This window comes from Micromonospora palythoicola, assembly GCF_036689795.1.
GTDB classification, from domain to species: Bacteria; Actinomycetota; Actinomycetes; order Mycobacteriales; family Micromonosporaceae; genus Micromonospora; species Micromonospora palythoicola.
In genome coordinates this window covers 1-25,137 of sequence record NZ_JBAGKI010000075.1, presented here as the reverse complement: position 1 = coordinate 25,137, position 25,137 = coordinate 1, and the positions used below count along the sequence as shown (strand labels likewise).

Annotated in this window: 24 protein-coding genes and 1 pseudogene; 7 read left to right on the top strand and 18 right to left on the bottom strand. The window is 73.6% G+C overall.

Going from position 1 to position 25,137, the window contains the following annotated elements; genetic code table 11:
• Positions 1–130 precede the first annotated feature (130 nt).
• On the top strand, positions 131–754 hold the full coding sequence (locus tag V5O40_RS24215) for a TetR/AcrR family transcriptional regulator (protein ID WP_332907596.1): 624 nt from the start codon (positions 131–133) through the stop codon (positions 752–754).
• A 1-nt stretch (position 755) separates the two neighbouring features.
• Here the strand turns inward: V5O40_RS24215 and V5O40_RS24210 are convergent, their stop codons facing one another.
• The 3 genes from V5O40_RS24210 to V5O40_RS24200 all read right to left on the bottom strand — a co-directional run bounded on the left by V5O40_RS24210 (position 756) and on the right by V5O40_RS24200 (position 5,257).
• A complete protein-coding gene (locus V5O40_RS24210) occupies positions 756–1,481 on the bottom strand; it encodes a DUF2470 domain-containing protein (protein WP_332907595.1) in 726 nt (241 codons plus the stop codon).
• Between the two features lie 64 nt (positions 1,482–1,545).
• A complete protein-coding gene (locus tag V5O40_RS24205; protein WP_332907597.1) occupies positions 1,546–3,330 on the bottom strand; it encodes an ABC transporter ATP-binding protein in 1,785 nt (594 codons plus the stop codon).
• A 58-nt stretch (positions 3,331–3,388) separates the two neighbouring features.
• Positions 3,389–5,257 (bottom strand): ABC transporter ATP-binding protein, encoded by a 1,869-nt coding sequence (locus V5O40_RS24200; protein ID WP_332907594.1) that lies wholly within the window; start codon positions 5,255–5,257, stop codon positions 3,389–3,391.
• A gap of 160 nt (positions 5,258–5,417) precedes the next feature.
• Between V5O40_RS24200 and V5O40_RS24195 the strand changes: the two genes are divergently transcribed.
• The 3 genes from V5O40_RS24195 (at position 5,418) to V5O40_RS24185 (ending at position 9,070) form a co-directional block, all read left to right on the top strand.
• Positions 5,418–6,047: a TIGR03085 family metal-binding protein gene (locus V5O40_RS24195; protein WP_332907593.1), complete on the top strand. Its 630-nt coding sequence runs from the start codon at positions 5,418–5,420 to the stop codon at positions 6,045–6,047.
• 123 nt (positions 6,048–6,170) lie between these two features.
• Positions 6,171–7,109, top strand: a complete 939-nt coding sequence (locus tag V5O40_RS24190) for a terpene synthase family protein (protein WP_332907592.1) — start codon at positions 6,171–6,173, stop codon at positions 7,107–7,109.
• 140 nt (positions 7,110–7,249) lie between these two features.
• Positions 7,250–9,070: an AMP-dependent synthetase/ligase gene (locus V5O40_RS24185; RefSeq protein ID WP_332907591.1), complete on the top strand. Its 1,821-nt coding sequence runs from the start codon at positions 7,250–7,252 to the stop codon at positions 9,068–9,070.
• A gap of 83 nt (positions 9,071–9,153) precedes the next feature.
• Here V5O40_RS24185 and yczR read toward each other — a convergent pair whose 3' ends face one another.
• The gene (yczR, locus tag V5O40_RS24180) at positions 9,154–10,611 is read right to left on the bottom strand and encodes a MocR-like transcription factor YczR (RefSeq protein WP_332907590.1); all 1,458 of its coding nucleotides are present in this window, start codon (positions 10,609–10,611) and stop codon (positions 9,154–9,156) included.
• Between the two features lie 58 nt (positions 10,612–10,669).
• Here yczR and yczE point away from each other — a divergent pair, with 58 nt between their 5' ends.
• Both yczE and V5O40_RS24170 read left to right on the top strand, forming a co-directional pair.
• The gene (gene yczE / locus V5O40_RS24175; protein ID WP_332907589.1) at positions 10,670–11,323 is read left to right on the top strand and encodes a membrane protein YczE; all 654 of its coding nucleotides are present in this window, start codon (positions 10,670–10,672) and stop codon (positions 11,321–11,323) included.
• Positions 11,324–11,466: 143 nt separating this feature from the next.
• Positions 11,467–11,928: a hypothetical protein gene (locus V5O40_RS24170; RefSeq protein WP_332907588.1), complete on the top strand. Its 462-nt coding sequence runs from the start codon at positions 11,467–11,469 to the stop codon at positions 11,926–11,928.
• Positions 11,929–11,992: 64 nt separating this feature from the next.
• Here the strand turns inward: V5O40_RS24170 and hisF are convergent, their stop codons facing one another.
• The 9 genes from hisF to hisD all read right to left on the bottom strand — a co-directional run bounded on the left by hisF (position 11,993) and on the right by hisD (position 18,901).
• Positions 11,993–12,760 carry an imidazole glycerol phosphate synthase subunit HisF gene (hisF, locus tag V5O40_RS24165; RefSeq protein ID WP_269737456.1) on the bottom strand — a complete coding sequence of 256 codons (768 nt, stop codon included), beginning with the start codon at positions 12,758–12,760 and terminating at the stop codon, positions 11,993–11,995.
• 67 nt (positions 12,761–12,827) lie between these two features.
• Positions 12,828–13,826 (bottom strand): NADP-dependent oxidoreductase, encoded by a 999-nt coding sequence (locus V5O40_RS24160; protein ID WP_332907587.1) that lies wholly within the window; start codon positions 13,824–13,826, stop codon positions 12,828–12,830.
• Positions 13,827–13,880: 54 nt separating this feature from the next.
• Complete coding sequence (gene priA / locus V5O40_RS24155; RefSeq protein ID WP_332907586.1) at positions 13,881–14,606, bottom strand: bifunctional 1-(5-phosphoribosyl)-5-((5-phosphoribosylamino)methylideneamino)imidazole-4-carboxamide isomerase/phosphoribosylanthranilate isomerase PriA; 726 nt, start codon at positions 14,604–14,606, stop codon at positions 13,881–13,883.
• A gap of 22 nt (positions 14,607–14,628) precedes the next feature.
• On the bottom strand, positions 14,629–14,949 hold the full coding sequence (locus V5O40_RS24150) for a hypothetical protein (protein WP_164449172.1): 321 nt from the start codon (positions 14,947–14,949) through the stop codon (positions 14,629–14,631).
• A 30-nt stretch (positions 14,950–14,979) separates the two neighbouring features.
• Positions 14,980–15,651, bottom strand: a complete 672-nt coding sequence (gene hisH / locus V5O40_RS24145; RefSeq protein WP_332907585.1) for an imidazole glycerol phosphate synthase subunit HisH — start codon at positions 15,649–15,651, stop codon at positions 14,980–14,982.
• Complete coding sequence (locus tag V5O40_RS24140) at positions 15,648–15,821, bottom strand: hypothetical protein (protein WP_247673964.1); 174 nt, start codon at positions 15,819–15,821, stop codon at positions 15,648–15,650. Before V5O40_RS24140 ends, hisH begins: the two co-directional genes overlap by 4 nt.
• A gap of 34 nt (positions 15,822–15,855) precedes the next feature.
• Positions 15,856–16,467 carry an imidazoleglycerol-phosphate dehydratase HisB gene (gene hisB / locus V5O40_RS24135; protein WP_269737461.1) on the bottom strand — a complete coding sequence of 204 codons (612 nt, stop codon included), beginning with the start codon at positions 16,465–16,467 and terminating at the stop codon, positions 15,856–15,858.
• On the bottom strand, positions 16,464–17,585 hold the full coding sequence (locus V5O40_RS24130) for a histidinol-phosphate transaminase (protein ID WP_332907584.1): 1,122 nt from the start codon (positions 17,583–17,585) through the stop codon (positions 16,464–16,466). The genes hisB and V5O40_RS24130 overlap by 4 nt, the downstream gene beginning before the upstream one ends.
• Positions 17,582–18,901: a histidinol dehydrogenase gene (gene hisD / locus V5O40_RS24125; RefSeq protein WP_332907583.1), complete on the bottom strand. Its 1,320-nt coding sequence runs from the start codon at positions 18,899–18,901 to the stop codon at positions 17,582–17,584. Before hisD ends, V5O40_RS24130 begins: the two co-directional genes overlap by 4 nt.
• A gap of 107 nt (positions 18,902–19,008) precedes the next feature.
• Here hisD and V5O40_RS24120 point away from each other — a divergent pair, with 107 nt between their 5' ends.
• The gene (locus tag V5O40_RS24120; RefSeq protein ID WP_332907582.1) at positions 19,009–19,704 is read left to right on the top strand and encodes an LON peptidase substrate-binding domain-containing protein; all 696 of its coding nucleotides are present in this window, start codon (positions 19,009–19,011) and stop codon (positions 19,702–19,704) included.
• Here V5O40_RS24120 and V5O40_RS24115 read toward each other — a convergent pair.
• The 5 genes and pseudogenes from V5O40_RS24115 to lspA all read right to left on the bottom strand — a co-directional run.
• Positions 19,616–20,587, bottom strand: coding sequence for a DUF2567 domain-containing protein (locus V5O40_RS24115; protein ID WP_332907581.1), 972 nt, complete (start codon positions 20,585–20,587; stop codon positions 19,616–19,618). The genes V5O40_RS24120 and V5O40_RS24115 overlap by 89 nt on opposite strands.
• Positions 20,588–20,756: 169 nt before the next feature.
• Positions 20,757–22,181, bottom strand: coding sequence for a MinD/ParA family ATP-binding protein (locus V5O40_RS24110; RefSeq protein WP_332907580.1), 1,425 nt, complete (start codon positions 22,179–22,181; stop codon positions 20,757–20,759).
• 96 nt (positions 22,182–22,277) lie between these two features.
• A complete protein-coding gene (locus V5O40_RS24105) occupies positions 22,278–23,333 on the bottom strand; it encodes a hypothetical protein (RefSeq protein WP_332907579.1) in 1,056 nt (351 codons plus the stop codon).
• A 41-nt stretch (positions 23,334–23,374) separates the two neighbouring features.
• The gene (locus V5O40_RS24100) at positions 23,375–24,319 is read right to left on the bottom strand and encodes an RluA family pseudouridine synthase (protein ID WP_332907578.1); all 945 of its coding nucleotides are present in this window, start codon (positions 24,317–24,319) and stop codon (positions 23,375–23,377) included.
• 152 nt (positions 24,320–24,471) lie between these two features.
• Positions 24,472–25,032 (bottom strand): annotated as a pseudogene (lspA, locus tag V5O40_RS24095) (signal peptidase II); the annotation flags it as partial.
• Positions 25,033–25,137 lie beyond the last annotated feature (105 nt).

Genomic DNA, 25,137 nt, shown 5'->3' with positions numbered 1-25,137 from the left:
GGGGGGGGGGGGGGGGGGGCGCGCGCCGCCCCCCCGCCGCGGGGGCCCGGGGGGCGCGCGGGGGGGGCCCCCCGGGCCGGGCCCCGGGGGGGGGGGGGGGCGCCACCACGGACAGGAGCAAGGGAGGACGATGGTACGGCGCAGCGGACGGCGACCGGGCAGACCCGGCACCCGGGACACGATCCTCGACGCGGCCCGCGCCGCCTTCGCCGAACGCGGCTACGACGCCAGCACCATCCGGGCCATCGCCGCCTCGGCCGGGGTCGACCCGGCCCTGGTGCACCACTACTTCGGCACCAAGGAGCAACTCTTCCTGGCCGCCATGCGCTTTCCGGTCAACCCCGGGGAACTGCTGCCGAAGGTGCTCGCCGGTGACCGTGCCGCCCTCGGCGAGCGGCTGGTCCGCATGTTCGTCACGGTGTGGGACTCGCCGGCCGGTGCCGCCGGGGTGGCCCTGCTGCGTTCCGCGGTCAGCAGCGAGTGGACCGCCCGGCTGCTGCGCGAGTTCCTCACCACCCAGGTGTTGCGCCGCGTTCTCGATCATCTCGACGTCGACCCGGCCGAGGTGCCGCTGCGCGGTTCGCTGGTGGCCAGTCAACTCGTCGGGCTGGCGCTGATGCGCTACGTGATCCGGCTGGAACCGGTCGCCTCCGCCCCGCCGGAGACCCTGATCGCCACGGTCGGCCCGACCGTGCACCGCTATCTCACCGGCGCTCTCGACGGTGTGCCCCACTCGGCACCGTCGGAGCGGTAGCTCAGCCCGCGCGGAGCACCGGGTGCAGCAGTCGGGTCAACTCGGCCCGGCCGGCCAGCCGGCGGCCGAAGGCGAGCCGGGCCCGTCGCCGGGCGCCCGGCCGGCCGAAGCTCACCAGCATCCCGTACCTGTCGATCCGCTCGACCCGCGGCGCGTGGTCGGCCGGACCGGCGGCAAGGCCGAGCTGCCGGCACAGGTAGCCGGTCAGCCGCGCGGCGTGGTCCTCGCCCAGGTCGGCGAGCAGCTCCGCCTCGACCGGGTGCAGCGGATCCGGCTCGGCCTCCGCGTACGCCTGCGGATCGACGCGGCGCAACTCGCCGGCCCGGTGCCAACGGGCCTCGGCCACCTCGAAGCGGAACAGCCGGAAGCGGGTGCCGACGTCGAGCAGGTCGCCGGTGGGCTCCACCGTCGCGAAATCCACCGCGGCGGCCCGCGCCTCGTCACCGGCCAACCGACGCGCCCAACCGGAGACCAGGGCCCGGCCCAGTGACGGCGCCCCGGCGGCGGGCGGCAGGTCGAGCACGTCGAGCACCACCGCGACCGCCCGGTCCTCGGCGCCCAACGCCGCCGCGAGATCGCTCACCACCGGCACCAGCAGCAGCACCCGCCCCTCGGGGTCGGTGGCGTGGCGCGCGTGGTGCAGGCCGGGCCGGCAGGCCAGATGGACGAGGCCGGGCAACCGGCCCGCGACCAGGGTCCGGACGATCTCGGCGGGGCTGGGCCGCATGACACGACCTCCTTTGAGGTTAGGCTTACCTAACTCGGAGGGTATGGCATCGGCCCGACGGCGTCTACCGGGTCTGCTCAAGCCACGAGGCGTAGAGCAGTCCGTACACCGAATCCGGGTCGCGGATCAGCTCGTCGTGCGAGCCACGCTGCACGATCCGCCCCCGGTCCACCACGATCACCTCGTCGGCGTTCTGCGCGGTCGACAGCCGGTGGGCGATCGCCAGGGTGGTCCGGCCCCGGGTCACCGCGTCCAACGTCCGCTGCAACCGCACCTCGGTGGCCGGGTCCACCGCACTTGTCGCCTCGTCCAGCACCAGCAGGTCCGGATCGGCCACGTACGCCCGGGCCAGCGCCACCAACTGGCGCTCCCCCACGCTCAACGCCTCGCCACGCTCGCCCACCCCGGTCGCCAACCCGGCGGGCAGCCCGTCCAGCCAGTCGGCCAGACCCAACTCGGTGAAGGCGGCGGCGAGCTGCTCATCGGTCAGCTCCGGACGGGCGAAGCGGACGTTGTCGGCCACCGTGGCGTCGAACAGGAATCCGTCCTGCGGCACCATCACCACCCGGGAGCGCAGCGAGTCGAAACGCACGTCGGTGAGCGGCACCCCCGACAGCAGCACCGCCCCCGCCGACGGGTCCATCAGCCGGGTGACCAGCTTGGCGAAGGTGGTCTTGCCGCTGCCGGTCTCACCGACCACCGCCACCCGGCTCTTCGCCGGGATCTCCAGGCTGATGTCGTGCAGCACCGTCGGACCACCCGGATAGGCGAAGCGCACGTCGGCGAAGCGGATGTCCAGCGGACCGGTGGGCAGTTCCCGCCCCTGCGGTCCGGGATCCGCCACGTCCGGTGCGACGTCCAGCACGTCGAGCACCCGACGCCAGCCGGCGATGGCGTTCTGCGCCTCGTTGAGCACCTCGGTGGCGATCTGCACGGGCTGGATGAAGAGCGTCACCAGGAACAGGAACGCGGTGATCTCACCGATGCTCAGCGTCCGGTCGGCACCGAGGAACACCCCCAGCACCACCACGCCGGCCAACGCCAGACCGGCGGCCAGCTCACCGACCGAGCTGCCGAGAATGCTGATCCGGATCGCCTTCTGCTGGGCCCGCCGCTGACCGTCGATCGCCTCGTCCAGCCGCCGGGCGGTGCGTCCCGCGATGCCGTACGCCCGGATCACCGGCGCGCCGACCACGCTCTCCCCGACCGCCCCCAGCAGGGCACCGGTGCGCTGCCGGACCACCCCGTACGCCGCGGCGAGCCGGCGTTGGAGCAGCCGGATCACCAGCACCGCCGGCCCGAAGGCGGCGAACACCACAAGCGTCAACTGCCACGAGTACGCCAGCATCACGGCCGTGGTGACCGCCAGCTGACCCAGGTTGACCAGCAGGATCACCCCACCCCACTGGAGGAACTGGGTGATCTGGTCGACGTCGCTGGTCACCCGGGACACCAGCGAACCGCGCCGCTCCGACTGCTGGTGCAGCATCGACAGGTCGTGCACGTGCCGGAAGGCACGTACCCGTACCCCCGCCAGGGCCGTCTCGCTGACCGTGAACAGTCGGCGCATCATCAGGTAGCCACAGGCCGTGGTCACCACCAGCACCGCGGCGGTGACCGACACCACCACGAACAACGCGTCCAGGTTCAACCCACCGGCGATACCCCGGTCGATGCCCTGCTGCACCGCCACCGGCACGGCCACCCGGCCGACCATGTACACGAGGGCCAGACCGAGGGTGCCGGCCAGCCCCACCCGCAGCTCCGGGGAGAGCGCCAGCCCCCGCCGCAGCGTCCGCCACGTCGACTCGGCCTGCTCCGGCGCCTCGCCGCCCCGTACCGAGCCCACACTCACCGGTCCACCCTTCCGTTCGCGACTGCGGGGCTCGCAAGCTCACTCCTCGCGCTCACCGGTCCACCTCCAGTCCGGAGGTCATCGGGGTGACCTCGTCGTACGTGCGCTGCCGGTCGTGGTCGACCTCGGCCTGCTCGTAGGCGGTGACGAGATCGGCGTAACCCGGCACGGTGGCCAGCAGCGTGCTGTGCGTGCCCCGCGCCACCACCCGCCCCTGCTCCAGGTAGATGACCTCGTCGGCGAGGGCGATGGTCGCCCGCCGGTAGGCCACCACCAGGATCGACGCGCCCGGGCCGCCGCCGGCCGAGGAGCGCAGCCCGGCCAGGATGGCGGCCTCCACCCGAGGGTCGACCGCGCTCGTCGCGTCGTCGAGCACCAGCAGGCGGGGACGTCCCGCCAACGCCCGGGCGAGGGTGAGCCGCTGCCGCTGGCCGCCGGAGAGCGAGGTGCCCCGCTCACCGACCATGGTGTCCAGCCCGTCGGGCAGGGCGGCGACGAACCCGTCGGCCTCGGCCAGCCGCAGCGCGGCCCAGACGGCCTCGTCGTCCACGCCGGGCCGGTCCAGCGACACGTTGGCCCGTACGGTGTCGTCGAACACGAACGGCACCTGGGCGACGAGCGCGGCGGTACCGGCGAGCACGTCCGCGGCCAGGTCCCGGACGTCCACCCCGTCGATGCTCACCGTGCCCGACCGGGGATCGACCAGCCGGACCGCCAGCGCGGTGACGGTGGACTTGCCGGCCCCGGTCGGCCCGACCAGGGCGACGGTCTTGCCGGCCGGCACCGTGAAGGAGACCTCGCCCAACACCTCGGCGCCGGGCAGGTGCGCCTCGGCGGGTTCGTAGGCGAAGCCGACGTCGGTGAAGGTGAGCGTGGCCGGCGTCGCCACGGCCGGGTCGGGCCGGATGTCGCCGTACGGCATCTCGCCGGTGGCGTCGAGTACCCGGCGGATCCGGTCCCAGCCGGCGACGCTGCGCGGCAGTTCGGCGAGCACCCAGCCGATGGCCCGCACCGGAAAGGCCAGCACGGTGAACAGGAAGGCCACGCTGACCAGCTCGGACACCTCGATGGCGCCCTGCCGCAGCCGGTACGCCCCGACCACCAGCACCGCGAGGGTGCCGAGACTGGGCAGCGTCTCCAGCATCGGGTCGAAGATGCCCCGCAGCCGGCCGACCGAGATCAGCGCGTCGCGCAACTGGCCGGCCCGGGCCGCGAACCGGGCGGTCTCCTGGGCCTCCCGACCCATCGTCTTGACCACCAGGGCGCCGTCGAAGCTCTCGTGGGCGATGCCGCTGACCTCGGCGCGCAGCCGCTGCGCCCGCGCCTGGCGCGGGGCCATCCGACGGGAGTACGCCACGTTGAGCGCGAACAGGGCCGGAAAGACGGCCAGCCCGACCAGCGCCAGCGCCCAGTCGACGGCGAACAGCGACGTCACCGCACCGACCAGCATCACGAGCGTGCCCACCGCGAAGGGCAGCGGCGCGATCGGCTGCCAGGCGGCCTCGACGTCGGAGTTGGCGTTGGACAGCAGCGTGCCGGTCGCGTTGCGGTGGTGCCAGGACAGCGGCAGTTCCAGGTAGCGGCGGGTGACCCGGCGACGGTAGGCGGCCTGGAGGCGGAACTGCATGTAGCCGGCGCCCAGTCGGCGACCGAAGATGCCGACCACCCGCAGCACGCTCAGCCCGAGCAGCGCCGCGGCGGCCAGCGCCAGCGCGCCCACCGCCACCGAACCGGTCTGCACGGCCGGCACCACCACGTCACCGACGACCGCGCCGACCACGAACGCGCTGGCGACCACCATCAGGCCGAACAGCACGCTGCCAGACACGGCGACCGCGAAGATCCTCGGTTGTTCCCGGATGGCCCGCCCGAGGACGCTCAGCCCGCGACCGAGCACGTCCCGACTAGTCCCGCTCGCCACATTCTCCCCCGCCGTAAGCCGCCACAATCATCTCTCATCCTTACCGCTACGCGTCCGCTACGCCGACCCGAGGCGATATGTCCGACGTCACGCCGCGGACCGGATCGACGGCGCGCCGCTCGACACGCGACCCCGGCCACCTCGGCCTACGATCACTGTCATGCCGCGGTACGCCCGATCGGAGCGCGAGGCGCTCGCCGAGCTGATGTCCACCCTGGGCCCGGACGCCCCGACCCTCAACGAGGGCTGGACGACCCGTGACCTCGCCGCGCATCTGGTGGTGCGGGAACGTCGGCCGGACGCCGCGGCGGGAATCGTCGTCCCCCCACTCGGCGGCCACGCCGAACGGGTGCGACGCCGGGTCGCCGCGCTCGACTGGACCGAGCTGCTCGGCCAGGTGCGGCACCCACCGGTGTGGAGTCCGGTGAGCAACCCGCTCACCGACGAGCTGACGAACACCTTGGAGTTCTTCATCCACCACGAGGACGTCCGCCGGGCCCGGGCGGGCTGGCAGCCGCGCGACCTGCCGGTGGGGCTGGAGCGGGCGTTGTGGCGACGGCTGTCGGCGCTCGGTCGGCTGGCCCTGCGCCGCTTCCCCGCCCAGGTGCTGGTGCAGGCTCCCGGCCACGGTGAGGTGGCCACCGGGCGGGGCGGCGAACCGCTGCGGCTGGTCGGCACGCCCGGTGAGCTGGCCCTGTTCCTGTCCGGCCGGCAGCGCGCGGCGCGGGTGCAGCTCGACGGACCGCCGGCGCTGGCCGATCGACTCCGCACCGCCAGCCTGGGCTTCTAACCCTCTGTACGGAACCGGTCACGACAATTTCCGAAACGTTACTTGACGCATCGACCGACCACCATCGGTGCTCCCGTACGCTGACCCGCGCCGCCTCGTGGGGGGGTGGCGACAGGGAGCGCGATGCGAAGCTTTGTGGTCTCGGCCCTGCGAGAGCCTCCGTTCACCGGCGTCCGGCACGGTGAAACCGAGCGCGTGGCCCGGGAGAGCGCGGACTGGGCGCAGCAACTGGGCCTGATCAGTAACGGCCAGCGGCTGCACCGGGCGGATGCCGCCGGGCTCGCCGGACGGGCCTGCCCGCAGGCCCCGCCGGAGCGTCTGCGTCTGCTGACCGATCTGATCTCCTGGCTGTTCGTGATGGACGACGCCTGCGACGAGGACGGGCTCGGCGCCGAGCCCACCCGACTCGCGCCGACCGTGGCCGCGTTGCTGGACGTGCTGGACCGTCAGGGCGCGCCGGGTCCGACGCCGCCCGGAGCAGCCGGGACGCTGGCGCTCGGGCTGACCGACCTGTGCCAACGGGTACGCGGCCACCGGCGCCCGGCCGTGCTGCTGCGGTTCGTCGCCGGGATGCGCGAGTACCTGCTCGCGCTGCTGTGGGAGGCGGCGAACCGGGAGCACGAGCGGGTTCCGCCGGTCGACGAGTACGTCCAGATGCGCCGACACACCGGCGCGGTGTACCCCAGCCTCACCCTGACCGACCTGGCCCTGGACGGCTTTCCACCGGCCGTCCGCCGGGCCGACCCCGGCTGGGCCACCCTGGAGATGCTCGCCGCCGACCTGATCTGCTGGTGCAACGACGTCTTCTCCTACGCCAAGGAGCACCACGGCGGGCCGGACGCGCACAATCTGATCACGGTGCTGACCAGGGAGACCGGCGACGAGTCGACGGCGCTGCGGGCCGCCGCCGACCGGTTCAACGACCGGCTCGGCGCGTACCTGGCGGCCGAGACCGACCTGTTGGCCCACCACGGCGACGCGGTGCGCCCGGCGCTGGCCAGCCGGCGGAACTGGATCCGGGCCACCTACGACTGGTCACGGGCGGCGGCGCGCTACGCGTGAGACGAGGCTTCCATCTGCCGGGAACGGACTGGTGGATGATCGTCAGGGCTAGCCGACGCCCGGTGACAGGCAATACCCTTCGGTAACGAACACCGACCGTGACGACCGTCACGCCTCCACCCCCGAAGGCGGCTACAGCGATGGCTCTCGATGTACCGTACACCTCAATTCCTGACATGTTCCTCAAGCGCGTGGCGGCGTCCCCCGACCGCCACGCCTTTGCCCACCCCGGCCCGGACGGACCGGTCTGGCTGACCTGGGCACAGGTCTCGCAGCGGGCCAAGGCGGTCGCCGCCGGCCTGCACGGCCTGGGCGTCGGTCAGGAGGACCGGGTCGCGATCCTGGCGAACACCCGGATCGAGTGGGTGATCGCCGACTTCGGCATCATGTGCGCCAGCGGCGCCACGACCACGGTCTACCCGACCACCGAGCCCGAGGACGCCACCTACATCATCTCCGACTCCGGCTCCAGCGTGCTGTTCGCGGAGAACCCGGACCAGGCGGCCAAGATCGCCGGAGCGCAGCTGCCCGCGCTGACCCACGTGGTCCTCTTCGACGGCGCCCCCGACCCGTCCGCGGCCGTGCCCCAGCTGACCCTGGCTCAGCTGGAGGAGCAGGGGGCCCAGCGGCTCGCCGAGGACCCGGAGCTGATCGAGCGCCTGGTCGCCGGCATCGGCCCGGATCACCTGGCCACCCTGATCTACACCTCCGGCACCACCGGGCGACCCAAGGGTGTCGAGCTGCTGCACGGCGGCTGGTGCTGGGAGGGCGTGGCGCAGGAGGCGGTCGGGCTGCTCCGCGAGGACGACCTGCAGTATCTCTGGCTGCCGCTGTCCCACTCGTTCGGCAAGACGCTGCTCTGCGGCGCCACGCACGTCGGCCTGCCCACGTACGTGGACGGTCGGGTCGACAAGCTCGTCGAGCTGCTCTCGGTGGTCCGCCCGACGCTGATGTGCGGCGCGCCCCGGGTCTTCGAGAAGGTCTACAACAAGTCGGTCACGACCGCCCAGGGCGCCGGTGGGGCGAAGGCCAAGATCTTCGCGTGGGCGGTCGGCGTCGGCAAGGAGAAGGTCGCCCTGGAGCAGGCCGGCAAGCCGGTGCCGGGTGGGCTGAAGCTCAAGTACACGCTGGCGGAGAAGCTGGTCTTCAGCAAGCTCCAGGCCCGTCTCGGTGGCCGGATCCGGGTGCTGGTCTCCGGTGCCGCTCCGCTGAGCCCGGAGATCGCCACCTTCTTCGCCGCGGCGAACCTGCCGATCTCCGAGGGCTACGGGCTGACCGAGACCAGCGCCGGCAACTTCGTCAACCCGCCCGAAGGGTTGCGGATCGGCACCGTCGGCAAGGCCATGGGCGACCTCGAGTGCCGCATCGACACCGACGGCGAGATCCTGATCAAGGGTCGACCGGTTATGCGGGGCTACCACAACCTGCCCGAGGAGACCGCCGCCGCCTTCACCGAGGACGGCTTCTTCCGTACCGGTGACATCGGCAGCCTCGACGACGACGGTTACCTGCGCATCACCGACCGCAAGAAGGACCTGGTCAAGACCTCCGGCGGCAAGTACGTCGCGCCGTCGCACATCGAGGGCATGTTCAAGGCCACCTGCCCGTACACCTCGCAGGCCGTGGTGATCGGTCAGGCCCGCAACTACTGCACCATGCTGGTGACGCTGGACCCGGACGCCATCACCGGCTGGGCGGCCGGCACCCCGCTGGAAGGTCGCCCGTACGCCGAGATCGTGGCCTCCCCCGAGGCCCAGGCCATGGTCGAGGAGTACGTCGCCCAGCTCAACCAGAAGTTGAACCGCTGGGAGACCATCAAGAAGGTCACCATCCTGCCGCGCGATCTGACCATCGAGGACGGCGAGATCACCCCGTCGTTGAAGATCAAGCGTCGGGGTGTGGAGAGCAACTTCTCCGACGAGATCGACAAGATGTACGCCGGCACCGTCGCCGAGATCTGACGACCCCACCGCGTCGGCCCCGCACTCGTCCCTCCCCGGGGTGCGGGGCCGATCCGTGTCGCGCCACGACCGGCGGCGACGGTTCAGGCGATGACGCTCGGCTCCGGCCAGCGGGTCTGCCCCGCCCGGTCCAGGTCGTAACGGACCGCCGCGATCCGCCCGACCGCCTCGACCAGGTCGGTGGCCGGCAGGGTGAACGGCAGCCGCAGGAAGCGCTCCAGCGTCCCGTCGAGGCCGAAGCGGGGGCCGGGCGCCAGGCGTACGCCAACCTCCTCGGCGGCCCGTGCCAGCGCGCTGGAGATCGGCCCGTCCAGCTCGGCCCAGAGCGTCACCCCGCCGCGCGGCACGGTGACCCGCCACTCCGGCAGCCGGCTGGCCAGCGCGCCGAGCAACGCGTCACGCTGCACGGCCAGCTGCGCCCGCCGGGCGGCCACGATGTCCGGCGCGACCGTCAGCAGGTGCACCGCGACCAGCTGATCCAGCACGGGGCTGGACATGTCGACACCCACCCGCGCCGCGGCCAGCCGCTGCACCTGCGGCGCCGAGGTCCGGATCCAGCCGATCCGCAGCCCGCCCCAGAACGGCTTGCTCATGCCACCGACGCTCACCACCCGGGAGTGCCGGTCGAAGCTCGCGGTCGGCGGCGGCAGGTCGGTCCCGTCCAGCGGCAGGTCCACGAACGATTCGTCGATCACCAGGTCGGTGCCGACCGCGTGCGCGGTGGCCACCAGCCGTTCCCGTAGCTCGGCCGGCATCAGGTGCCCGGTCGGGTTCTGGAAGTCGGGAATCAGGTAACCGACGCGGGGTCGCACCTGCCGCAACGTGCCCAGTAGCAGGTCCGCGTCCCAGCCGTCGGCGTCGGCGGCCAGGCCGTACGTGGTGATCCGGGCCCGCCGGGCGGCCAGGGCCGCCAGCGCGTTCGGGTAGCTCGGCGACTCCACCAGGACCCCGCCGCCCGGCGCGAGCGCCAACCGCAGCACCAGGTCCAGGGCGTGCTGGGTGCCGTTGGTGACCATGATCTGGTCGGGTGAGGTGGGCAGCCCCCGTTCGGTGTACCGCTGGGCGACCGCCTCCCGCAGCTCGATGATCCCGATCGGGTGGTACCCGGCGCCGTTGAGGTAGCGGGGCAGATCCTCGGCCGCCGCCCGGGCCGCCGGCAGCAGCTCGGGCGGGGCGGACAACGCCGCCACACCGAGGTCGAGCATGTCCCGGTCGTCCAGTGGGATCCACAGTCCGTTCGGCGCCACCCGGTGCGTCCCCGGCAGCATCGTCCAGCTTCCGGCACCCCGCCGGCTGGCCAGGTGTCCGCTGTCGCGCAGCTCGCGGTACGCGGCCGTGACGGTGGTACGGCTGACCCGCAACGCCTCGGCCAGGTCCCGTTCGGCGGGCAGACGCACGCCGAGGGGGAGCCGACCGTCGGCGAGCAGGCCGCGTACCGCGCCGGCCAAGGCGGCATAGTCGGGGCTGCGTCGCCGACCGGGCAGGGCGTGCCACTGCCCGAGCAGTCGGGCCAATTGGACCCCACGCACCTGACTCACCATGGCCACTCCCCCGATATTGGCTCTATCGCGACGCCAATTGGCACCTAGAGTGGCATGCGTGGCAATGATTGGCAACCTCCGGCACCGGCCGGTACGACGGCTGACGCACCTGTTCGTCGGGCTCGTCATCTACGGCTTCAGCATGGCGCTGATGATCCGCTCCGGGCTCGGCCTGAACCCGTGGGACGTCTTCCACCAGGGGCTGTCCCGACTGACCGGCCTGAGCATGGGCACGGTGGTCATCGCGGTGGGCGCGCTGGTGCTGCTGGCCTGGATCCCGCTGCGCCAGCGCCCCGGCCTCGGCACCGTCGCCAACGTGGTGGTGATCGGCCTGGCGGTCGACGTGACCCTGGCCCTGCTACCCCCCGGGGGGCCACTCGCGCTGCGGATCGCCCTGCTGATCGCCGGGATCGTCGGCAACGGCGCGGCCACCGCGCTCTACCTCGGCGCCCGACTCGGACCCGGCCCCCGGGACGGGTTGATGACCGGCCTGGTCGCCCGCCGCCCCGGCCGGTCGCTACGCCTGGTCCGCACCATCATCGAGGTCGGCGTGCTGGCCGTGGGCGCCGTGCTCGGCGGTACGGTCGGCATCGGCACCATCGCCTACGCGCTGACCATCGGACCACTGGCCCAGCTTTTCCTGCCCCTGTTCGACGTCGCCGAGCCGGAACCACCGAGGGTGGAACGGATCGAGCCGGCCCCGGCCACCTGACGAACACCCAGCGCCACCGACCCATACCGGATCGAGTCGATTCCGTCCACCCGCATCGACTGTCGGCAATCATGATGCCACTCACGGTCGCAGTGCGGCGGTCGGTGTTTTCCTGAAGCCGGGTCGCCCGGCAGAATCTCCGCATGGGGGACAACGCCTGGCGTCGTACCGACGCATGGATCTTCGTCTCGCTGGTGATCGCCAGCGGCGCCGGACGCCACCGACGGTCCACGACCACCCGCCGCCCCGAGGGAGTACGCCTCGCCGACGTGCTCTCCACGGCCGACCATCTCGACCAGAGCATTCCCGAACGGCACGACATCGAGGAGGCGATCCGCCGGTTGCTCGGTGCCGGGCTGGTCGACGTCTCCGACGGCTGGTTCCGGATCACCCCCGACGGCGAACACCTGTGGCGCTCCCGGCCCAGCGCCGGGCTGGCCACCACCGTCGACACGGTGCAGGGGGTGCTCAGCCGCCGGCGCGCGCCGGGCACCGCGGACTGGCACCTCGACGAGCGGGAGCACGCCGCCGCCGTACAGGAATATCTGGTGCGCTCGATCCCGATGCCCCGGCGCTCCCCCGAGGGACACTCCGGCCGCGGCTGACCGCCACGCCGTCGTCCGTCGCGGGCCGGGACGCGGCCCGCCGGCAGCAGCGTTCCCGCCGGTGTCAGCGCACCGGGTGGCCGGCGCCGCGCAGCACGTCCTTGACCTCCGCCACGGTCAGCTCCCCGAAGTGGAACACGCTGGCGGCCAGCACCGCGTCGGCGCCGGCGCCGATGGCCGGCGGGAAGTGGGCCGCCGCACCGGCGCCCCCGCTGGCCACCACCGGAACGTCGACGACCCGGCGCACCGCGCCGATGAGTTCCAGGTCGAAACCGGCCTTGGTGCCGTCGGCGTCCATCGAGTTGAGCAGGATCTCGCCCGCGCCCAGCTCGGCGCCGCGACGCGCCCACTGCACGGCGTCCAGCCCGGTGCCGCGCCGCCCGCCGTGGGTGGTCACCTCGAAGCCGCTTGCCGTGGTGCCCACCGCTGCCCGCCGCACGTCGAGCGAGAGCACCAGCACCTGCCGACCGAACCGCTCCGCGATCTCCGCGAGCAGTTCCGGACGCGCGATCGCCGCCGTGTTCACGCCGATCTTGTCGGCCCCCGCGCGCAGCAGGGTGTCCACGTCCGCCACCGTCCGCACCCCACCGCCGACGGTCAGCGGAATGAAGACCGACTCGGCGGTACGGCGGACCACGTCGAGCATGGTGCCCCGGTCACTCGACGAGGCGGTGACGTCGAGGAAGGTCAACTCGTCGGCACCCGCACGGTCGTACGCGGCGGCCAGCTCGACGGGGTCACCCGCGTCCCGCAGGTCGACGAAGTTGACGCCCTTGACCACCCGTCCCGCGTCCACGTCGAGACAGGGGATCACCCGTACCGCCACCGTCATGCGACGAGCCTATCGCCGCCCGGACGACGCCCGGCACCCCGCTCGACCTGACGGTCCGCGCCGCCGGTCACAGCCGCACCAGCATCTTGCCGAGGTTCTCCCCCCGCAGCAGGCCGAGGAAGGCCGCAGGGGCGTTCTCCAGGCCGTCGACGATCGTCTCGTCGTAGGCGAGTGCGCCCTCGCGCAGCCACCCGGAGACCTCTCGCACGAACTGCTCCCGCAGGTGGCCGTGATCATTGACCAGGAAACCGCGCAGGGTCAGCCGCTTGCCGATGACCTGGGCCAGGTTGCGCGGGGCGGCCGGCGCCTCGGTGTCGTTGTACTGCGCGATCATGCCGCAGATCGCCGCCCGGCCGTGCACGTTCATCGACGAGATGGCCGCCTCCAGGTGCTCGCCACCCACGTTGTCGAAGTAGACGTCGACACCGTCGGGAGCGGCGGCCCGCAGCAGGTCGCGTACCGGACCGTCGTGGTAGTCGAACGCGGCGTCGAAGCCGAGCGCCCGCAGCCGCTCGACCTTGGCCGCCGACCCGGCGCTGCCGACCACCCGACCCGCGCCGCGGAGCCGGGCGATCTGGCCGACCATGCTGCCGACCGCACCGGCCGCCCCGGAGACGAAGACCGTCTCACCCGGACGCATCGCGGCCACCTCCAGCAGCCCGGCGTACGCGGTCAGCCCGGTCATCCCGAGCACACCGAGGTAGGCGGTCACCGGCGCCAGATCCGGGTCGACCTTGCGGACGGTCTTCGCCTCGACCAGCGCGTAGTCCCGCCAGCCGAGGCCGTGCAGCACCGTGTCGCCCGGGGCGAAACCGTCGACGGAACCGTCGACCACCTCACCGACCGCCCCGCCGTCGAGCGGCGCGTCCAGGGCGAACGGCGGCACGTACGACCGCACGTCGTTCATCCGCCCGCGCATGTACGGGTCCACCGACATGTACCGGTTGCGCACCAGCAGCTGCCCCGGACCGGGCGTGGGCACCTCGGCGGTGACGAGCCGGAAATTGTCCTCGGTGGGCCAGCCCTGCGGGCGGGCGGCCAACTGGATCTCACGGTTGGTGGGCACGGGAGCGTCCTTCCTCTGCGGGTCGGGCGGCGGCGCGGCCGGGCCGCCGCCGGATCACGGGTTCGCGAGGACCGCCAGGGCCTCCGCCACGGTGAACGCCTCCGCGTAGAGCGCCTTGCCGGCGATGACCCCCTCCACCCCGACCGGCTCCAGGGTGGCCAGGGCCCGCAGGTCGTCCAGGGTGGAGACGCCGCCGGAGGCGATCACCGGGGCGTCGGTACGGGCGCACACCTCGCGCAGCAGGTCCAGGCTCGGTCCGCGCATGGTGCCGTCCTTGGTGATGTCGGTGACCACGTAACGGGAGGCACCGGCCTTGTCGAGCCGCTCCAGCACCTCGTACAGGTCGCCGCCGTCGCGGGTCCAGCCCCGGGCCGCCAGGGTCCGGCCGCGCACGTCCAGCCCGATCGCCACCCGGTCGCCGTACTCCGCGCAGACCCGGTCACACCACTGCGGGTCCTCCAGCGCGGCGGTGCCGATGTTCACCCGCTCGGCACCGGTGGCCAGCGCGGCGCGCAGCGAGGCGTCGTCCCGGATGCCACCGGACAGTTCCACCCGTACGTCGAGGCGGCGCACCACCTCGGCGAGCAGTTCGGCGTTGCTGCCCCGGCCGAACGCGGCGTCGAGATCGACCAGGTGGATCCACTCGGCACCGTCCCGCTGCCACGCGAGCGCGGCCTCCAGCGGGTCGCCGTAGGTGGTCTCGCTGCCCGCGGCGCCCTGCACGAGCCGGACGGCCTGGCCGTCGGCGACGTCCACGGCGGGCAACAGGGTGAGGCTCATGTGTCGGGTCCCTCTCGCATGGTCAACGGCGGTCCAGGGCGATCACCACGATCACCGGCAGGACGAGCAGCAGCAGCAGGATCAGCCCGACCCGCAACGCCAGGTCGGGCACGAACACCCAGATCAGGGTGATCGCGGCCAGGGTGAGCGCCACGATGGCGGCCCGCTCGCCCTGGGAGTATCGGGGCAGCCGACCGGTGCGGCCACGGCGCACCGTCGGCACCACCCGGCGGACCAGCGCCCGACGGCGGGCCCGGCGGGCGGCGGCGCGCTCCCGCAGCACCCGCTGCCGGGCCGCCTCCGCCTCCCGGGCCGCCCGCCGCTGGGCCCGTTCCCGGCTCACCGTGGCCCCCGGCGGGCGGCACCGGCCAACTCAGTCACCGGCGGGCACGGTGGCCAGCCAGTTGCGCAGCAACGCGGCACCGGTGTCGGCGGACTTCTCGGGGTGGAACTGGGCGGCTGACAGCGCACCGCGTTCCACCGCCGCGACGAAGTCGCAGTCGTGGTGCGCCGTGGTCACCCGAGCGCCCGACGCGGTCAGCGCGGCCGGGTCGGCGACGGCGTACGAGTGGACGAAGTAGAACCGGCTGTCGGCGGGCAGGCCGGCGAAGAGCACCGAGCCGACCGGCGCCTGCACGGTGTTCCAGCCCATGTGCGGCAGCCGGGCGGCGGCGAGCCGGGTCACCGTGCCCGGCAGCAGGCCCAGTCCCTTGGTCACCACCCCGTGTTCGTCGCCGGACTCGAAGAGGATCTGCATGCCCACGCAGATGCCCAGCACCGGGCGGCCGGCGGCGACCCGCCCGGCGATCACCGGCCCGGCGCCGATCGCCTCGATGCCGGCCACGCACGCGGCGAAGGCGCCGACCCCGGGCACCACCAGGCCGTCGGCGTCGGCGGCGGCCGCGAGATCACCGGTGACCAACACATCGGCCCCGGCCGCGGCCAGCGCCCGCTCGGCGGAGCGCAGATTGCCCGAGCCGTAGTCGAGAACCACGATCCGACGCCGTCGACGGGGGGTCGCCCCGCCGTCGGGCCGGCCGGTCATGACCCGTCCCCCGGCAGCAGCCAGAGCACACCCGCGGCGGTGGCCAGCACCGCCAGCAGCGCGGTGACGACCACCGCGCCGCGCGGCGCCCCCTGCCGGTGCAGGGACAGCGCCCCACCGACCAGCACCCCGGCCAGGATCAGCAGCAGCGTGGGCAGGATGCCGCTCACCGGCGACACCTCCGCCGCACCGAACCCGCGCCGGTCACAGCGCCCCCTTGGTGCTGGGAATCGCCCCGCCCGCCGTCGGGTCCACCGCGGTGGCCTCACGCAGCGCCCGGGACACCGCCTTGAACTGCGCCTCGACCACGTGGTGGGCGTCCGGGTGCCCGCCGGGGCGGGCCGCCCGCAACACGTCCACGTGCAGCGTGATCCGGGCCGCCTGACCGAAGGACTCCCAGATGTGCCGGGTCATGCTGGTCGGGTACACCGGGCCGATGTACGGCGCCAGCGGCGGCTCGTCGTGCACCACGTACGGCCGGCCGGAGAGGTCGACGGCCGCCCGGACCAGCACCTCGTCCATCGGCACCGTTGCCGAGCCGTAGCGCCGGATGCCCGCCTTGTCGCCGAGCGCCTGGTCGAACGCGGCACCGAGGGCCAGCGCGGTGTCCTCCATCGTGTGGTGCGCGTCGATCTCCAGGTCACCCACGGTGCGCACGGTCAGGTCGAAGCCGCCGTGCCGGGCGATCTGGTGCAACATGTGGTCGTAGAAACCGACCCCGGTGCTGATCTCGGCCACTCCGGTGCCGTCGAGGTCGATCTCGACCAGGACCTTGGTCTCCTTGGTGATCCGCTCCACCCGGGCGGTCCGGCTCATGATGTGCCTTTCGTCGGTAGCGGCTGCGGGGCGATCAACCCCTCGCGCTGGATATCGTGCACGGCGGTGAGGAAGGCGTCGGTCTCGGCCCGGGTGCCGGCGGTGACCCGCAGCCAGCCGGGCAGGCCTACGTCACGCACCAGCACGCCGCGCGCCAGCAGTGCCCGCCAGGCCACCGACTGGTCGCCGCCGACCTCGTACAACACGAAGTTGGCGTCGCTGTCGGCGACCCGCAGGCCACGACGGCGCAGCTCGGCGACGATGCGGTCGCGCTGCTCGGATATCTCGGCGACCGTGGCGAGCAGGGCTTCACGGTGGGCCAGCGCGGCCCGCGCGGCGGCCTGGGTGAGCGCGGAGAGGTGGTACGGCAGCCGGACCAGCTGCACCGCAGCCACCACCGCCGGATCGGCGGCCAGGTAGCCCAGCCGGCCACCGGCGAACCCGAACGCCTTGCTCATCGTCCGGGTGACCACCAGCCGGGGGTGACCCGGCAACACCGCGAGGGCGCTGACCGTGCCCGGCCGGGCGAACTCCGCGTACGCCTCGTCGACCACCACCATCCCCGGGGCGACGTCGAGCACCGCACCGATCACCGTCGGGTCGAGCGCGGTGCCGGTGGGATTGTTCGGCGAGCAGAGGAAGACCACGTCCGGGCGGTGCTCGCGGACCTGCGCGACCGCCTCGTCGGCGGTCAACCCGAAGTCGACCCCCCGCCGGGCCGGCACCCACCGGGTGCCCGTGCCGAGCGCCAACAGCGGATGCATCGAGTACGCCGGAGTGAACCCGAGCGCGCTGCGCCCCGGCCCGCCGAACGCCTGGAGCAGCTGCTGCTGGACCTCGTTGGAGCCGTTGGCCGCCCACACCCCGTCGGCGGTGAGCCCGTGGCCGAGATATTCGGCCAGGTCGGCACGCAACGCCAGCGCGTCCCGGTCCGGGTAACGGTTGAGATCGCGCAGCTCCGCGGTGAGGGCCTTGCCGATCGCCTCGGCCACCGCCTCCGGCACCGGGTGGGAGTTCTCGTTGGTGTTCAGCCGCACCGGCACGTCAAGCTGCGGCGCACCGTACGGCGATCGTCCCCGCAGGTCGTCACGGATCGGCAGGTCGTCCAGCCCGGTCATCCGGCGGCTCCGAACCGGGCGGTGACCGCCTGGCCGTGCGCCGGCAGGTCCTCCACGTTCGCCAGCGTCACCACGTGCCCGGCGACCTCCCGCAGCGCCTGCTCGGTGTACTCCACCACGTGCACGCCGCGCAGGAACGACTGCACCGACAGCCCGGACGAGTGCCGGGCGCAACCCCCGGTGGGCAGCACGTGGTTGGAGCCGGCGCAGTAGTCGCCCAACGACACCGGCGAGTACGCGCCCACGAAGATCGCCCCCGCATTGCGTACCCGCATCGCCCACTGGCGGGCGTCGACGGTCTGGATCTCCAGGTGTTCCGCCGCGTACGCGTCGACCACCCGCAACCCCGCTGCCAGATCGTCGACGAGCACCACGCCGCTCTGCTCGCCGCCCAGCGCGGTGCCGACCCGCTCGGCGTGCTTGGTCGCCGGCACCAGCCGGGCCAACTCCCGGTCCACCGCGTCGGCCAGCGCGGCCGACGGGGTGACCAGCACACTTGCCGCGAGGGGGTCGTGCTCGGCCTGGCTGATCAGGTCGGCGGCGACGTGCACCGGGTCGGCGGTGTCGTCGGCCAGGATCGCGATCTCGGTCGGCCCGGCCTCCGCGTCGATGCCGACCACCCCGCGCAGCAGCCGCTTCGCGGCGGTGACCCAGATGTTTCCCGGTCCGGTGATCATGTCCACCGGAGCGCAGTGCGCGCTGCCGGCGGCGTCGACGGCGCAGCCGTACGCCAGCATCGCCACGGCCTGGGCCCCACCGACGGCGTACACCTCGTCGACGCCGAGCAGCGCGCAGGCGGCGAGCACCCGTGGGTCGGGCAGGCCACCGTTGTCCTGCTGCGGCGGGCTGGCCACCACCAGCGACCGGACGCCGGCCGCCTGGGCGGGCACCACGTTCATCACCACGGTCGACGGGTACATCGCCAGCCCACCGGGAACGTAGAGGCCGACCCGGTCGACCGGCAGCCACCGCTCGGTGACCGTGCCGCCCGGCACGACCTGGGTGGTGTGGTCGACCCGTCGCTGATCGGCGTGCACCCGCCGGGCCCTGGCGATCGACTCCAGCAGCGCCGCCCGGACCTGGTCGTCCAGCGTGCCCTCCGCCGCAGCGATGGCCTCCGCCGGCACCCGCAGCACCTCCGGGGCTACCCCGTCGAACCGCTGGCTGGCCTCGCGGACCGCCGAGTAACCATGCTCGCGCACCGCCGCGACGATCGGGCGGATGCGCTCGACCGCCACGGAGACGTCGAGCTGGGCGCGAGGCAGCAGGTGGCGCGGGTCACGCGCGCCACCGCGCAGGTCGATCCGGTTCAACACGCCTGCGAGTCTAGGCGGCCGTCCGCCGGGCCGACCGGCGCCGCCCGCTGTCCGGGACGGTGAGCCGGGACACGCCACCGCCCGCCGATCGGGCTACGCTTGATCACGTGACCGAACGGCTACCGGTGTTCCCGCTCGCCACGGTGCTCTTTCCAGGGCTGGTACTGCCGCTGCACATCTTCGAGGAGCGTTACCGCGCGCTGGTCCGGCACCTGGTCGCGCTGCCCGACGGGGCACCACGCGAGTTCGGGGTGGTCGCCATCCGCAGCGGCTGGGAGGTCGCCTCCGCTGCCGGTCAGGAGATGTCCGGCGACGTCACCCTGCACGAGGTGGGCTGCACGGCCGAGCTGCGGCAGGTCACCGAGTTGGCGGACGGGGGCTTCGACATCGTCACCGTGGGGCGGCGACGGTTCCGGGTGGGCGAGGTCGACCGGAACTCCGCGCCGTACCTGACCGCCGCGGTGCAGTGGTTGCCCGAGCCGGACGGCCCGGACGAGACCGCCGACCTGCTGGCGGCCCGGGTGATCGCCGTCTTCCGGCAGTACCTGGGCCTGATCCGGGCCGAGGCCGGTGAGCTGACCGAGCAGCTTCCCGAGGATCCGACGGTGCTGTCCCACCTGGTCGCCGCCACCGCGGCGTTGACGGTGACGGACCGCCAGCGGCTGCTCGCCATCGACGACACGGCGGCCCGGCTGCGCGCCGAGCTGCACCTGCTCAATCGCGAGGCGGCGCTGCTCCGCCAGGTGCGGGCGGTTCCGGTGCCGCTGGCGGAACTGGCCTCGCCGCCGCCGGCCCCGAACTGAACCCGCCCGCCGGCCCCGGACTCACCCCGCCCGCCGGACCGGTTTCGCCCGCCGGACCCGCGGGCAGCGGCGGCGGTGCGGTGAGCCAGGCGCCGTCCGGCTCCGGCTCGGGCCGCAGCGACGGCCATCGCGACCAGCCGGCGAGCAGGGTGTACGTCACCGCGGCGGCGAACGCCGGCAGCAGCACGTTGCCGTAGGGCAGCGGCAACACCCCGAGGAACAGCTCGATCCCGCCGGCCCGCAGGTCGGCCGGCTTGCTGAAGCGGGTGCCCTCCGGGGCGGTGTCCAGCAGCCGCTGGTAGCCGGCCAGGCCGACCCGACGCCCCACCTGCCAGGCGACCAACGCGGCGGCGAGCGCACCGGCCGCCGCGACGACCAGCCCGACCGGTCCCCGGTTACGGCGCAGCAGGAACCACACGGCGAGCGCGGTGAGCACCCCGAAGGCCAACCCGAGCAGGCTGAACCACCCGTCGGCGGCGATCGGCTGTTCCGGCTGCGCCAGGCCGTAGACCGCGCCGTCGCCGCTCCTGACGACCGGGGTGGCCGGCGCGACCGCCGCCCAGATCCACCCGAGCGGGGCCCCCAGCAGGCCCAGCACCAACACCGTCGCCGCACCGACCGCCACCGCGCGGCCGAGCCCGGCCGGCCGCCCGGCGGTCGACCCGGTGGCCTCGGCGGACGACACTTCGGCCCCCGCCGCCGCGTCGCTTGGCGACGCGACGCCCTCGGCGGCCGGCCCGGTGGCTGTCGGCCCGGTGTCCGACCCAGTGGGCGGCCCGACGGCGTCCGTCGCCGGCCGGCTGGTCGTCGGCTCGGTCGGCCACGGCGGTACGGCGGCCGGCGGCCGTGCGGGCGGTTCGGCGGCGGGGGTGCTCGGGCTCACCCGATGATCCTCGCAGCTACCGTCGTCGGTCGTACACCGTGTCGCGGCAGCAGCTCGCCGTGAGCCGCCCGGCACGCGCCGATCGCACCCATCACCTGGGCAGCGGCGGCGGTACGGCCCGACACCGTCATCTGCACCCGCCGGCCAGCCGGCCGCAGCCGACGGTCGGTCACCGGCCGAACGGCTCCAGCATCGCCGAGGCCGCCCGCAGCCAGGCCTGCCGGGTCTCACCCTGGAGCTGGTGGTACTCGATCGACGAGCCGGTCTCCAGCGCCGGGTCGTACGGCACCACGGTCACCGCCCTCGTCCGGGTGGCGAAATGCTTCTCCAGGTCGCTCTGCAACGGCAACCGGCCGGGGGTGGGGCAGGAGATCAGCGTGACGGCGTTGTCGGCCAACTCGCCCATCCCCTCCTCGTGCAGCAGGTCGAGCATCCAGTCGGCGCTGAACGCCGCGTCCTCGCGGGGCACCGTGGTGACCACCAGCTGATCGGCCGCCTGCATGACGGTGCGCCAGTTCGGGCTCTCCACGTTGTTGCCGGTGTCCACACAGATCACGTCGTGGGTGCGACGCAGCAGCTCCAGCACCCGCTTGACGGTGAACTGGTCCAGTCGTTGGGCGAACCGGGGGCTCTCCTCACCGGCGAGCACGTCGTACGACCCGTCGGAGGCGTGCCGCAGGTAGTCGTCGAGGATCTCCAGCAGCTCGGCGCCCTCCCGGATCTCGATCTGGACGAGATCGGCGACCAGGTGCCGGATGGTGCGGGCATGCCGGGCGCTGCCGGCGCGCAGGCCGAGGGTGCCGCGTAGCTCGTTGTCGTCCCAGGCCAGCACACCACGGCCGCGTACGCTGCCGACGGTGGCCGCGGCCAGCACGGTGGCCGTGGTCTTGTGCACCCCGCCCTTCGGGTTGGCGAAGGCGATCACCCGGGGCGTGCCCAGGTCGCGACGGAGCACCGCGGCGGCCCGTTCGAGGTCGCTGCCGGCGCTCTGCGCCCGCCATTCGATCCGCCCCGGACGGCCGGCCACCGTCGCCGGTGGCGCCACGGCCGGCGGCGGGGCCACCGGTGCCACCGCCGGCAACTGTGCCGCCTGCGGCGGCGGGCTCGGCGGCGCCACGGCCGGCGGCGCCACGGCCGCCGAGTGCGGCTGGTAGCCACCGTTGTCCAGCAGGGCGTACCGGGACTCCACCGGCGGCCCGGCGTGCCGGTAGCCGTTGTCCAACAGGGTGTACCGCGACTCGACCGGCTCCGGCCGGCGCGGCTCCGGCACCGCCGGGTACGGCGGCGGCCCCGGCTGCCCCCGGTACGGCTGGGCGGGAAGCGCCGGGTCGACCCGATAGGCCGGTTCGGCGCGGTATGCCGGCTCCTCGCCGTACGACCGGTCCGCCGGCTGCCCGACGGCCGGTACCCGGCCCGCGTAGCCGCTGCCCGGCCCCCGCCGCGGCAACGGCTCAGGCGACGGTGCCGGCTCCTCACCCCGCCGCTCGGCCGGCGGCTCCGCGCCGCGACCGCCGAGGCGGGCTCGGTCGAGCAGCGCCCGCCACCGCGGTGCCGGTTCGGCGGGCCGTCCCCAACCGGTCTCGCTGCCCTCCACGGATCGCCTCCCCAGCGCTTCGGTCTCCGTCTGACAGGCTACGAACGAAAGCCTACTGAGGCCACACCGGGCGACACCCGGATCTGTCGACAACCGTCACGGTGTCGGCTCCGGATCGCCCGTGTCGGCGGTGTCTGCCGAGGTGGACGGCGTCCCTGCCGACGCCCTGGGTGCCGGCGGGGGCGACGACGGCGACGGTGACGAATCCGTCACCCGCGGCGGTGCCGGCGAGCGGTCCGCCACCGTCGGCTCGGCCACGGTCGGCACCGGCACGGGCGGACCGCCGGTGGTGGTGACCCCGGTGGGGGTGGCGACCGGGGTGGCGCTCGCGGTCGGTTCCGGTGTGGCCGTCTTGTCGACCGGCGGCCGGACGACGTCCCGCTGCTCGGGCAGCGGTGGAGTGAACACCGTCCGTTCCAACCGCCGGACCTCGGGCGCGGGATCCACCACCCGCACCCCGGACCGGGCCGCCACACCCCGCAGCTTCGCCGGCTCGGCGCGTACCACCAGGGCGTAGAGGCAGGCGCACCCGGCCCGGAACGCGGCCGCCTCCGCCGCCGCGACCTGGGCACCGCTGAGGTACAGGCCGCGTAGTTCGCGTTCGGTCGGTCCACCACCGCCCAGCGCGGTGGCCCGGGCGCGGTAGTCGGCCGCCTCCCGCTCCTTGCGCTCGGCAAGCTTGATCATGCCGGCCGTCACGTCCTCCGGCACCCGCTGTGCCGGGATGCGGACGATCTCGGTCTGCCGCTGCGGCAGCGGCACGCGTCCGAACACCATCGCGACCCCCACGTCACCGACCACCGCGGCGAGCCGGTCCGGGGTGAGGTACTCGGTGAGCGAGACCAGTGCGTACGTGCCGTCACCGAGCGAGCCGGCCAACGCGGCCAGGTCGGCCGCCGCAGTCGCCTCGTAACGGGGGATCGAGTCACCCTCGACCACGCCCACCCGGGTCACCTCGCCGACCGTGCGGTCCGGCACCGGCGGACCACCGGTGGCGAGCACGGCCGTGGCCAGCACCGCGGTGCACGACAACATCGCCACCCACCCGAGCAGCGGCGTGCGGCCCGGGCCGTTACCCAGCCGGGTCACCGTGGCGGCGAGGCGGGGCAGCAGTCGCTGGTCCAACTTCCGCAGCAGATCGCCGGCGCGCACGGGCGGTCCCCTCGTCGGTCGGTCGGAACGGGCGGGACGCGTCAGTCGCGGAGGAGTTCCAACGCGCGTCCCAGATCGTCAGGGTAGTCGCTGACGAAGCGGACCTCGTCCCCCGTACGGGGGTGCTCGAAGCTCAACTCTCTGGCGTGCAACCACTGCCGGTCCAGTCCGAGCCGGGCGGCGAGTGTCGGATCGGCTCCGTACGTGAGGTCACCCACGCACGGATGCCGCAGCGTCGAGAAGTGCACCCGGATCTGGTGGGTCCGGCCGGTCTCCAGCCGCACGTCGACCAGGCTCGCGGACGGGAACGCCTCGATGGTGTCGTAGTGGGTGACACTCGGTTTGCCGCCGGAGACCACCGCCCAGCGGTAGTCGTGATGCGGATGCCGGTCGATCGGTGCGTCGACGGTGCCGCGCAGCGGGTCCAGATGCCCCTGCACCACCGCGTGGTAGCGCTTCTCCACCTCGCGGTACTTGAAGGCGCGTTTCAGCACGCTGTACGCCTGCTCGCTCTTGGCCACCACCATGACGCCGGTGGTGCCGACGTCGAGGCGGTGCACGACGCCCTGACGCTCGGCGGCACCGCTGGTGGCGATCGTGTGCCCGATGGCGGCGAGCCCGCCGATCACGGTCGGGCCGGTCCACCCGGGGCTGGGGTGCGCGGCCACGCCGACCGGCTTGTCCACCACCACGATGTCGTCGTCGGCGTACACCACCCGCAGGCCGGGCACCGCCTGGGGCACCACCACCGGTGCGGTGGCCGGCGCGGGCAGCGTCACCTCCAGCCAGGAACCCGCCCGCACCTTGTGCGAGTTGGGACGTACCGTGCCGTCCACGAGTGCCTCTCCGGCGTCGACGAGCGCGGCGGCGGCGGTGCGGGACAGCCCGAACAACCGGGCGACGACCTGGTCCAGTCGCATTCCGTCGAGTCCGTCGGGTACCGGCAGGCTGCGCTGGTCGCCACCGGCGGCGTAGGTGGCCGTCACGCCCGCTCCCGCCGTCCGCCGTCGGTGTCGCCCTGGTCCCCGGCCGCGGCGGGCTGCCGGGCGGTGGTGTCCTCGCCCGTCGGCGTGTCCGCCCGGTCGGTGCCACCCGCCCGGTCGGTGCCACCCGCCCGGTCGGTGCCACCCGCCCGGTCGTCGGCCACCGCCCGGGTGCCGTCGCGCTGGCGGCCGGTGAACTCCAGCCCGACGGCGAGCAGCACGCCGCAGACCAGGGCGCTGTCGGCGACGTTGAAGATCGGGAACACCCGGCCGTACGGGTCGAAGACGCTGAACATGTCGACCACGTGTCCGACGAACCAGCCCGGGGCCCGGAAGATCCGGTCGATCAGATTGCCGACGACCCCGCCGACCACCAGACCCAGCGCGACCGCCCAGGGAACCGAGCGCAGCGTCCGCGCCATCCACGCGATCCAGGCCAGCACCCCGATCGCGATGATCGGGAAGATGAAGGTGTAGTCCTTGCCGAGACTCCACGCGGCCCCGCTGTTGCGGGTCAGCGACAGGTAGAGAGCCCCGCCGAGCAGCCGCACCGGCTCGCGGTCGCCGAGCTCCTGGAGGGACAGGTGCTTGGTCAGCAGGTCGACGGCCACCGCGAACACCGCGAGCGAGAGCAGGATCGTGACGGACCGGCGCCGCGATCTCGTGGCTCTGCCCGACCCGTCGATGCCGGATCCCGCTTGCGGTGCTGCGCTCATCTGCTCCCCATCGGCTGTCGCGGCGGTGCGGTCGCACCGCCGCGGGCGGACGCCGGGGAGCGTGCCGTCAGCGCCGCTCCTCCAGCTGCTTGCAGGTCACGCAGA